The 635-nt window shown below is 61.7% G+C and carries 1 protein-coding gene; it reads right to left on the bottom strand.

Translation table 11 applies throughout. The features are described from left to right. Positions 1 to 43 precede the first annotated feature (43 nt). Positions 44 to 635 (bottom strand): LLM class oxidoreductase (locus AC1DRJ_RS31415; protein WP_477805530.1); only part of this gene is annotated, 592 nt, incomplete at its 5' end.

Consider the following 635-nt stretch of genomic DNA (forward strand, 5'->3'; position numbering starts at 1 on the left):
GCTTCGGTGCGCAAGTCTGCCAGCAGGCGGCGGAGGGATTCGCTCATGCCAGCGCCTCGCTTTTTTCCTGAGCCTTGAGGGCGGTGCGCGCGTGACGGTTGATCGGGACTTGCAGGCCAAGATGGTCGCGTAGGGTGTCGCCGCTGTACTCGTCGCGGAACAGGCCGCGCTGTTGCAGGACCGGCACGACCAGCTCGGTGAAATATTGCAGGCCGTCGGGCAACAACGAATTGATGATGAAACCGTCCGCCGCACCTTCTTCGAACCACTTTTGAATCGCATCGGCGACGTGCTCGGGGGTGCCGACGAAATCCCGGCGCGGCCTTGAGAAACGCAGGGCGATTTCACGCAAGGTCAGGCCCTCGTCCTTGGCCAACTGCTTGATCCGGTCCGATCCGCCTTTCTGGCTGTTGGACCCCAGGTCGCCCAGTTCAGGGAACGGTGCATCCAGCGGGTATTGGCTGAAATCATGATCATTGAACGGCCGGCCGAGGGCGACGATGGCATCTTCGATGGTCACCAATTCCACGGCTTGTTGATAGCGGCTTTCCACTTCGGCTTCATCGCGCCCTACGATCGGACGAATGCCCGGCAGGATCGACAGTATCTCTGAATCGCGCCCGAAGCCGCGGGCG

This window comes from Pseudomonas sp. P5_B2, from assembly GCF_056400445.1.